The sequence below is a fragment of the Mycobacterium sp. 1245805.9 genome, from assembly GCF_001672915.1.
In the GTDB taxonomy this organism is placed as follows: Bacteria; Actinomycetota; Actinomycetes; order Mycobacteriales; family Mycobacteriaceae; genus Mycobacterium.
Genome location: NZ_LZKR01000190.1, coordinates 1 through 6,940 on the forward strand (window position 1 = coordinate 1; position 6,940 = coordinate 6,940).

Here is a 6,940-nt window from a genome sequence, read left to right on the forward strand (position 1 = left end):
GCGCGCTGATCCGGGAACGGTTCGGCCGCTCCTGGGCGTGGGTCTCGGCGTTCACGCTGTTCGCGTCGTCGATCGGGGCGCTGCTCACCGAGTTCGCCGGCGTCGCCGGGGTCGGCGAGCTGTTCGGCGTCTCGCGCTGGGTGAGCATCCCGATCGACGACGCGAACAGCGTGAACGCCGAGACCCACGCCCAGGAGCGGCCGAACCGTTCCCGGATCAGCGCGCCGTGCCCCTTCTTGGTGACGATGCCCAGCCGCACCGTCATCTCCTGCACGACGTAGAGGATCGGCATCAGGATCAGCTGCGGCAGGACCATCCGATATCCCCATTGGGCGCCGGACTGCGACGCGGTGATGAGCGACCCCGCGTCGGTGTCGGCCAGCATCACGACCAGGCCGGGACCCCAGACCGCCAGCAGCCCCCAGCGCAGCCAGCGACCGCGGCGCGATACCGATTCGGGCGGCTGGTCTGACGCGTCGGCCACCGGTGTGGTTGTTTCGGTCACCCTCGGCTAGCTCCTTCGTGCGGCGGCAGCGACAGACCCATCCAACTTAGCCTTACCTAACCAGCCGGTGTCAACGCTCCCGGTTTGCGGTTACCGTTGCCCGCTATGGGTGCATTGGACGGGCGCGTGGCGCTGATCACGGGAGCGGCAAGGGGACAGGGGCGCGCGCACGCCCTGGCACTGGCGGCCGAGGGCGCGGACATCGTCGCCGCCGATGCGCCCGGGCCGATGGTGGGGCTGACCTACCCGCTTGGCACCGAGGACGACCTGCGAGACACGGCCAAGCGAGTCGAAGAGCTCGGCAAGCGTTGCCTGCCAATAACTCTCGACGTGCGCGACTCGGCGCAGGTCGACGCCGCGGTGCGGCAGACGGTGACGGACATGGGTGGCCTGCACATTGTGGTGGCGAACGCCGGCATCGTCAGCACCGGTCCCCTGGACCAGGTGAGCGACCAGGTCTGGCAACAGCTGCTCGACACCAATCTGACCGGTGTATTTCACACGCTGCGCGCGGCCATCCCGGTGATGCGACAGCAGCGCTTCGGCAGGATCGTGGTGACCTCCTCGATGGGAGGCAGGATGGGCATCCCCGAGTTGGCGGCATACAACGCGACCAAGTGGGGCATCATCGGCCTGGCCAAATCCGTCGCCCTCGAGGTCGCCAAGGAGGGCGTGACGGTGAACGTGGTGTGCCCGACGACAACCCAGACACCGATGGTTCAGCCCTCCGAAAGTGACGAGGTGCCCGACGATTTGGTGCGCCGGATGATGAGGGCCAACCCGATACCTCAGCCGTGGCTGCAACCCGAGGACGTCAGCCGCGGGGTCGTGTACCTGGTCACCGATCCCGGAGTCATCACCGGCAGCGTCCTCGAGATCGGCCTCGGTGGCAGCGCGCGCATGCACTAGTCCGTATCGCGGCGCACGAGTAGCCCCTGACCTTGGTGGCAGGTACAGGATTCGAACCTGTGTAGGCGTAAGCCGACGGATTTACAGTCCGCTCCCATTGGCCGCTCGGGCAACCTGCCGCCAGACAGGTTACAACGAACGGGTAGACAAGGCACAAACGGCTATCACCCCGGCTATCACGCGAGAAGGGACCGATCGAATGGCGGACTCATCGTTCGACATCGTCAGCAAGGTCGACCGGCAGGAGGTCGACAACGCGCTCAACCAGGCCGCCAAGGAACTGGCCACCCGATTCGACTTCCGCGGCACCGACAGCAAGATCGAGTGGAAGGGCGACGAGGCTATCGAGCTGACGTCGTCCACCGAGGAGCGGGTCAAGGCGGCCGTCGACGTCTTCAAGGAGAAGCTGATCCGCCGCGACATCTCGATGAAGGCCTTCGACGCCGGCGAGCCACAGGCCTCCGGCAAGACGTATAAGGTCAGCGGCACCCTCAAGCAGGGCATCAGCAGCGAGAACGCCAAGAAGATCACCAAGCTGATCCGCGACGAGGGCCCCAAGAATGTCAAGACGCAGATCCAGGGCGACGAGATCCGGGTCAGCAGCAAGAAGCGCGACGATCTGCAGGCCGTGCAAGCGCTGCTGAGGAGCGCCGATCTGGACGTGGCGCTGCAGTTCGTCAACTATCGGTAGGTATGGACACCCCCGTCCGATCCGCGAGCCCAACGCCACTGCGAAATTTCGCGCCATTTCTCGCAGTGTCGTTCGGCTCGCGGTCGTTTTCCAAGCGAGGTCCACGATGACGGTGACTCCGCAGCAAATCGACCAGTTCGACGTCATCATCGTGGGCGCGGGCATCTCCGGCATCGACGCGGCGTACCGCATCACCGAGCGCAACCCGGGCGCGACATACATCATCCTGGAGCGGCGGGCGCAGATCGGCGGAACCTGGGACTTGTTCCGCTACCCCGGCGTTCGCTCGGACAGCAGCATGTTCACGCTGTCGTTTCCCTTCGAGCCGTGGACCCGCAAGGAGGGCATCGCCGACGGCGGCCGCATCCGCGAATACCTGAGCGCCACCGCGCGCAAGTACGGCATCGACCGCCACGTCCGGTTCAACAGCCGTGTGCGCGCGGCGGATTGGGACTCGTCGACCGACATGTGGACGGTGACCATCGATCAAGACGGGGCCAGCCGCACTCTGCGCGGCCGGTTCGTGTTCTTCGCCAGCGGCTACTACAACTACGACGAGGGCTACCTGCCCGAGTTCCCCGGCATTGAGCGGTTCGGTGGCACCGTCGCACATCCCCAGCGCTGGCCCGAGGACCTGGACTACACCGGCAAGAAGGTCGTGGTGATCGGTAGCGGTGCCACCGCCGTCACGCTGATCCCGTCGCTGGCCGAACGCGCCGGCAAAGTGACAATGCTGCAGCGTTCGCCGACGTATCTGGTGTCGGCATCCAAGAACGGCAAGGTCGCCCCCGTCGCCCGTAAACTGCTGCCGCGCAGGGCCTCCCACCTGCTGCTCCGGATGCACACCGCGCTGATGGAGGCGGTATTCGTCTTGTTGTCCAGCAAGGCACCGGGTTTCGTGCGGTGGATGCTGCGGCGCAGGGCGATCAGCAAGCTGCCCGCCGGCTACGAGGTCGACGTCCACTTCAAGCCGCGGTACAACCCGTGGGACCAGCGCATGTGCCTGATTCCCGACGCCGATTTCTTCAACGCGATCAGCGCCGGGCGCGCCGAGGTCGTCACCGACCGCATCGACCACTTCGACGCCACCGGCATCGCACTCGAATCCGGCGCACACCTCGACGCCGACATCGTCGTCACGGCGACCGGCCTGCAGCTGCAGGCGCTGGGCGGGGCCACCATCAGCCTCGACGGCCAACCGGTCGATCACCGCGACCGCTTCGTGTACAAGGCGCACATGCTGGAGGACGTGCCCAACCTGTTCTGGTGTGTGGGTTACACCAAGGCGTCGTGGACGCTGCGCGCCGACATCACCGCCCGCGCCACGGCAAAGCTGATGGCGCACATGGCCTCCCACGGCTACACGCACGCCTACCCCCACCCCGGGAACGAGCCGATGGACGTCAAGCCGTCCTGGGACATCAAGGCCAACTACGTGAAGCGGTCGGGCCACGCGCTGCCCAAGTCGGGCACCCGGCGGCCGTGGAATGTGCGGCAGAACTACTTCGCCGATGCCATCGACTACCGCTTCGACCGCATCGAGGAGGCGATGGTGTTCGGCCGCGCCGCCGACCGGGCGTCGGTCGCCGGGTAAAGCTCGGTTGGTGAACTTCTTCTAAATCTCCGATGTCGGCAATACGCTGATCGCCATGGCAGCTGAGAAACGCGAACCCCGTGTCGTCGTCCTCGGTGGCGGTTCCTGGGGAACCACGGTGGCGTCCATCTGCGCGCGCCGCGGGCCGACGTTGCAGTGGGTGCGTTCCGAGGAGACCGCCAAGGAAATCAACGAGGATCACCGCAACAGCCGCTACCTCGGCAACGACGTCATCCTGAGCGACACGCTGCGCGCCACCACCGACTTCGCGGAGGCCGCCAGCTGCGCGGACGTCGTGGTCATGGGTGTGCCCTCGCATGGCTTCCGCGGGGTGCTCACCGAACTGGCCAAGGAGCTGCGGCCGTGGGTGCCGGTCGTGTCGCTGGTCAAGGGGCTCGAGCAGGGCACCAACATGCGGATGTCGCAGATCATCGAGGAGCTGCTGCCCGGTCACCCGGCGGGAATCCTCGCCGGGCCGAACATCGCGCGCGAGGTGGGCGAGGGCTACGCCGCCGCGGCGGTGCTGGCCATGCCCGACCAACACCTGGCGACCCGGCTGTCGGGAATGTTCCGCACCCGGCGGTTCCGCGTGTACACCACCGACGACGTCATCGGCGTCGAGTTGGCCGGCGCGCTGAAGAACGTCTACGCCATCGCCGTCGGGATGGGCTATTCGCTGGGGATCGGGGAAAACACCCGTGCGCTGGTGATCGCGCGTGCGCTGCGGGAGATGACGAAGCTCGGGGTGGCGATGGGTGGCCATCCCGACACCTTCCCCGGGCTGGCGGGGCTGGGTGACCTGATCGTGACCTGCACCAGCCAGCGCAGCCGCAATCGCCACGTGGGCGAACAGCTCGGCGCCGGCAAGCCGATCGACGAGATCATCGCATCGATGAACCAGGTTGCCGAGGGCGTCAAGGCCGCCAGCGTGATCACCGAGTTCGCCAATGAGTTTGGCCTGAATATGCCCATCGCCCGCGAGGTCGACGCGGTGATCAACCACGGCTCGACCGTGGAGCAGGCCTACCGCGGCCTGATGGTGGAGGTTCCGGGGCACGAGGTGCATGGGTCGGGCTTCTGATTCGTCAACCAAACAGCTCGTAACGAAATTATTTGCATTCGATATGCGCCCGCGCGGTCGGCTTGACCCGCGCTTTGTCGCGCCCATACCGTCGAACAAGGCAGCCAGGCTCTGACGGCCTGATCGAGCAGTTGTAATCGCCTGTGCGCCAACAAGCTACGCCGACGTAGCCAAGTGCAATACGGGGCTCGGAACATTCCCCGCTCACACCTAACGAGGGAAGCGACCGATGCAAGACATTCAAATGGAACGCATACGATCCATCCTCCGACATGACCTGCCCTCGTCCCTCGTGGTTTTCCTGGTCGCACTTCCGTTGTCGCTGGGGATCGCGATCGCGTCGAACGCGCCGGTGCTAGCGGGGCTGATCGCCGCGATCGTAGGGGGAATCATCGTCGGGTCCCTCGGCGGATCGCCGCTGCAGGTGAGCGGTCCCGCCGCCGGCCTGACGGTGGTGGTCGCGGGCCTGATCTCCGACTTCGGTTGGGGCGTAACGTGTCTGATTACCGCCGCCGCGGGCGTGCTCCAGATTCTGTTGGGGCTCAGTCGTGTTGCTCGAGCGGCGCTGGCGATCTCACCGGTCGTCGTGCACGCCATGCTGGCCGGGATCGGAATCACGATCGCGCTGCAACAGGCGCACGTCCTGCTGGGCGGAAAGTCCAAAAGCACGGCCTGGCACAACCTGATCGGCCTGCCGGGCCAGATCATCGACGCGCATCGGCCGGGTGCGCTGCTGGGCGCGCTGGTGATCGTCATCTTGATCGCCTGGCGCTGGGTGCCGGCCCGGCTGCGCTTCGTTCCCGGACCACTGGTGGCGATCGTCGCCGTGACGGTCGTCTCGCTGGTCTTGCCGTTCCACGTGCGGCGGATCGAGATCGACGAGTCGCCGCTGAATGCGCTGCGGCTGCCCGACATTCCGCACGGCAACTGGGGCGCGGTGGCCATCGGCGTCATCACCGTCACGCTGATCGCCAGCGTCGAAAGTCTGCTGTCGGCGGTTTCGGTGGACCGGATGCACAACGGCCCGCGCACCGACTTCGACCGCGAGTTGATCGGGCAGGGCACCGCGAACTTCCTGTCCGGGACCATCGGTGGTCTTCCGGTGACGGGTGTAATCGTCCGCAGCTCAACCAATGTCAATGCGGGCGCGAAATCCCGTGCCTCCTCGATCATGCACGGGGTGTGGATCCTGCTGTTCACGGTTCCGTTCGCGGAACTGGTCGAGCAGATCCCGACGGCGGCGCTGGCGGGGCTGCTGATCGTCATCGGTATTCAGCTGTTGAAGCCGGCGCACATCGAAACTGCAATGAAGCACGGCGATCTCGCCGTCTACGTAGTGACCGCGGTCAGCGTCGTCTTCCTGAACCTCCTGCACGGGGTGATGATCGGGCTCGCCCTGGCCGTCGTGTTGACCGGATGGCGGGTGATCCGGGTCAAGGTCGAGGCCAAGCCCGTGGGCGACGACTGGCGGGTGGTGATCGAGGGTCCGGCCTGCACCTTCCTCGCCCTGCCCCGGCTGACCCGCGTGCTGGCGTCCATCCCGGCCGGATCTATTGTGACGGTGGATATTTCGGCCCACTATCTCGACCATGCCGCGCATCAGGCGATCACCGATTGGCAGCGCCAGTACGAGGCGACGGGCGGCACGGTGCGGATCGAGGGGTTGGCCGAGACGGGCCACCTCGCCCGTGGGGGCGCGGGTGATCTGGTCGAGCACCAAAGGCCCGAAGCCGCCGCCTGATTGGCTAAGACTGCCCCGGCGACCCGTCGAAGCCGAACAAGATGCCGCCGGTCCCGCCGGCGCCGGGCGGCTCCTTGAACGGGGCCTGTCCGGAGTTGCCGCCGTCACCGCCGTTACCGATCAGCTGTGCGTTGCCGCCATTCCCCGGTACGCCGCCGAGGTTCGTGCTGACGCCGCCGTCGCCGCCGGCGCCGCCGTTACCGATCAGTGCGGCCTTGCCGCCGTTGCCGCCAAAACCGCCGTTGGTCATTATGGACGCCCCACCGGCGCCACCGTGCCCGCCGTTGCCGAACAGCAAACCGGCGGCCCCGCCGTCTCCACCGGTTCCGCCGACCCCGCCGGCCCCGCCGTCTCCGCCGGCCCCGCCGCCACCGCGCATCAGGCCGCCTCTGCCGCCGCTGCCGCCAAAACCGCCTCGC

At 66.8% G+C, this 6,940-nt stretch carries 6 protein-coding genes, 1 tRNA gene and 1 pseudogene; 5 read left to right on the forward strand and 3 right to left on the reverse strand.

Annotated features, from left to right (window positions below):
• The coding region (locus tag A9X00_RS24935; protein ID WP_232006928.1) for a divalent metal cation transporter at window positions 1-505 on the reverse strand (505 nt) is incomplete at its 3' end.
• 105 nt (window positions 506-610) lie between these two features.
• On the opposite strand from A9X00_RS24935, the gene A9X00_RS24940 reads away from it, so the two are divergent.
• The gene (locus A9X00_RS24940) at window positions 611-1,414 is read left to right on the forward strand and encodes a mycofactocin-coupled SDR family oxidoreductase (protein WP_067159630.1); all 804 of its coding nucleotides are present in this window, start codon (window positions 611-613) and stop codon (window positions 1,412-1,414) included.
• Window positions 1,415-1,447: 33 nt separating this feature from the next.
• Here A9X00_RS24940 and A9X00_RS24945 read toward each other — a convergent pair.
• A tRNA-Tyr gene (locus A9X00_RS24945) sits at window positions 1,448-1,533 on the reverse strand.
• A gap of 80 nt (window positions 1,534-1,613) precedes the next feature.
• On the opposite strand from A9X00_RS24945, the gene A9X00_RS24950 reads away from it, so the two are divergent.
• The 4 genes from A9X00_RS24950 to A9X00_RS24965 all read left to right on the forward strand — a co-directional run bounded on the left by A9X00_RS24950 (window position 1,614) and on the right by A9X00_RS24965 (window position 6,521).
• Window positions 1,614-2,105, forward strand: a complete 492-nt coding sequence (locus A9X00_RS24950) for a YajQ family cyclic di-GMP-binding protein (RefSeq protein ID WP_067159633.1) — start codon at window positions 1,614-1,616, stop codon at window positions 2,103-2,105.
• 106 nt (window positions 2,106-2,211) lie between these two features.
• Window positions 2,212-3,699, forward strand: coding sequence for an NAD(P)/FAD-dependent oxidoreductase (locus tag A9X00_RS24955; protein WP_067159636.1), 1,488 nt, complete (start codon window positions 2,212-2,214; stop codon window positions 3,697-3,699).
• A gap of 55 nt (window positions 3,700-3,754) precedes the next feature.
• On the forward strand, window positions 3,755-4,780 hold the full coding sequence (locus A9X00_RS24960) for an NAD(P)H-dependent glycerol-3-phosphate dehydrogenase (RefSeq protein ID WP_067159638.1): 1,026 nt from the start codon (window positions 3,755-3,757) through the stop codon (window positions 4,778-4,780).
• A 229-nt stretch (window positions 4,781-5,009) separates the two neighbouring features.
• Window positions 5,010-6,521, forward strand: a complete 1,512-nt coding sequence (locus A9X00_RS24965) for a SulP family inorganic anion transporter (RefSeq protein ID WP_067159641.1) — start codon at window positions 5,010-5,012, stop codon at window positions 6,519-6,521.
• 4 nt (window positions 6,522-6,525) lie between these two features.
• Here the strand turns inward: A9X00_RS24965 and A9X00_RS24970 are convergent.
• Window positions 6,526-6,940: pseudogene (locus A9X00_RS24970) on the reverse strand (PE family protein); the annotation flags it as partial.

Coding starts and splice junctions, on each gene's coding strand:
- A9X00_RS24940 (WP_067159630.1), top strand. CDS start 611: ATGGGTGCATTGGACGGGCGCGTGGCGCTGATCACGGGAGCGGCAAGG.
- A9X00_RS24950 (WP_067159633.1), top strand. CDS start 1,614: ATGGCGGACTCATCGTTCGACATCGTCAGCAAGGTCGACCGGCAGGAG.
- A9X00_RS24955 (WP_067159636.1), top strand. CDS start 2,212: ATGACGGTGACTCCGCAGCAAATCGACCAGTTCGACGTCATCATCGTG.
- A9X00_RS24960 (WP_067159638.1), top strand. CDS start 3,755: ATGGCAGCTGAGAAACGCGAACCCCGTGTCGTCGTCCTCGGTGGCGGT.
- A9X00_RS24965 (WP_067159641.1), top strand. CDS start 5,010: ATGCAAGACATTCAAATGGAACGCATACGATCCATCCTCCGACATGAC.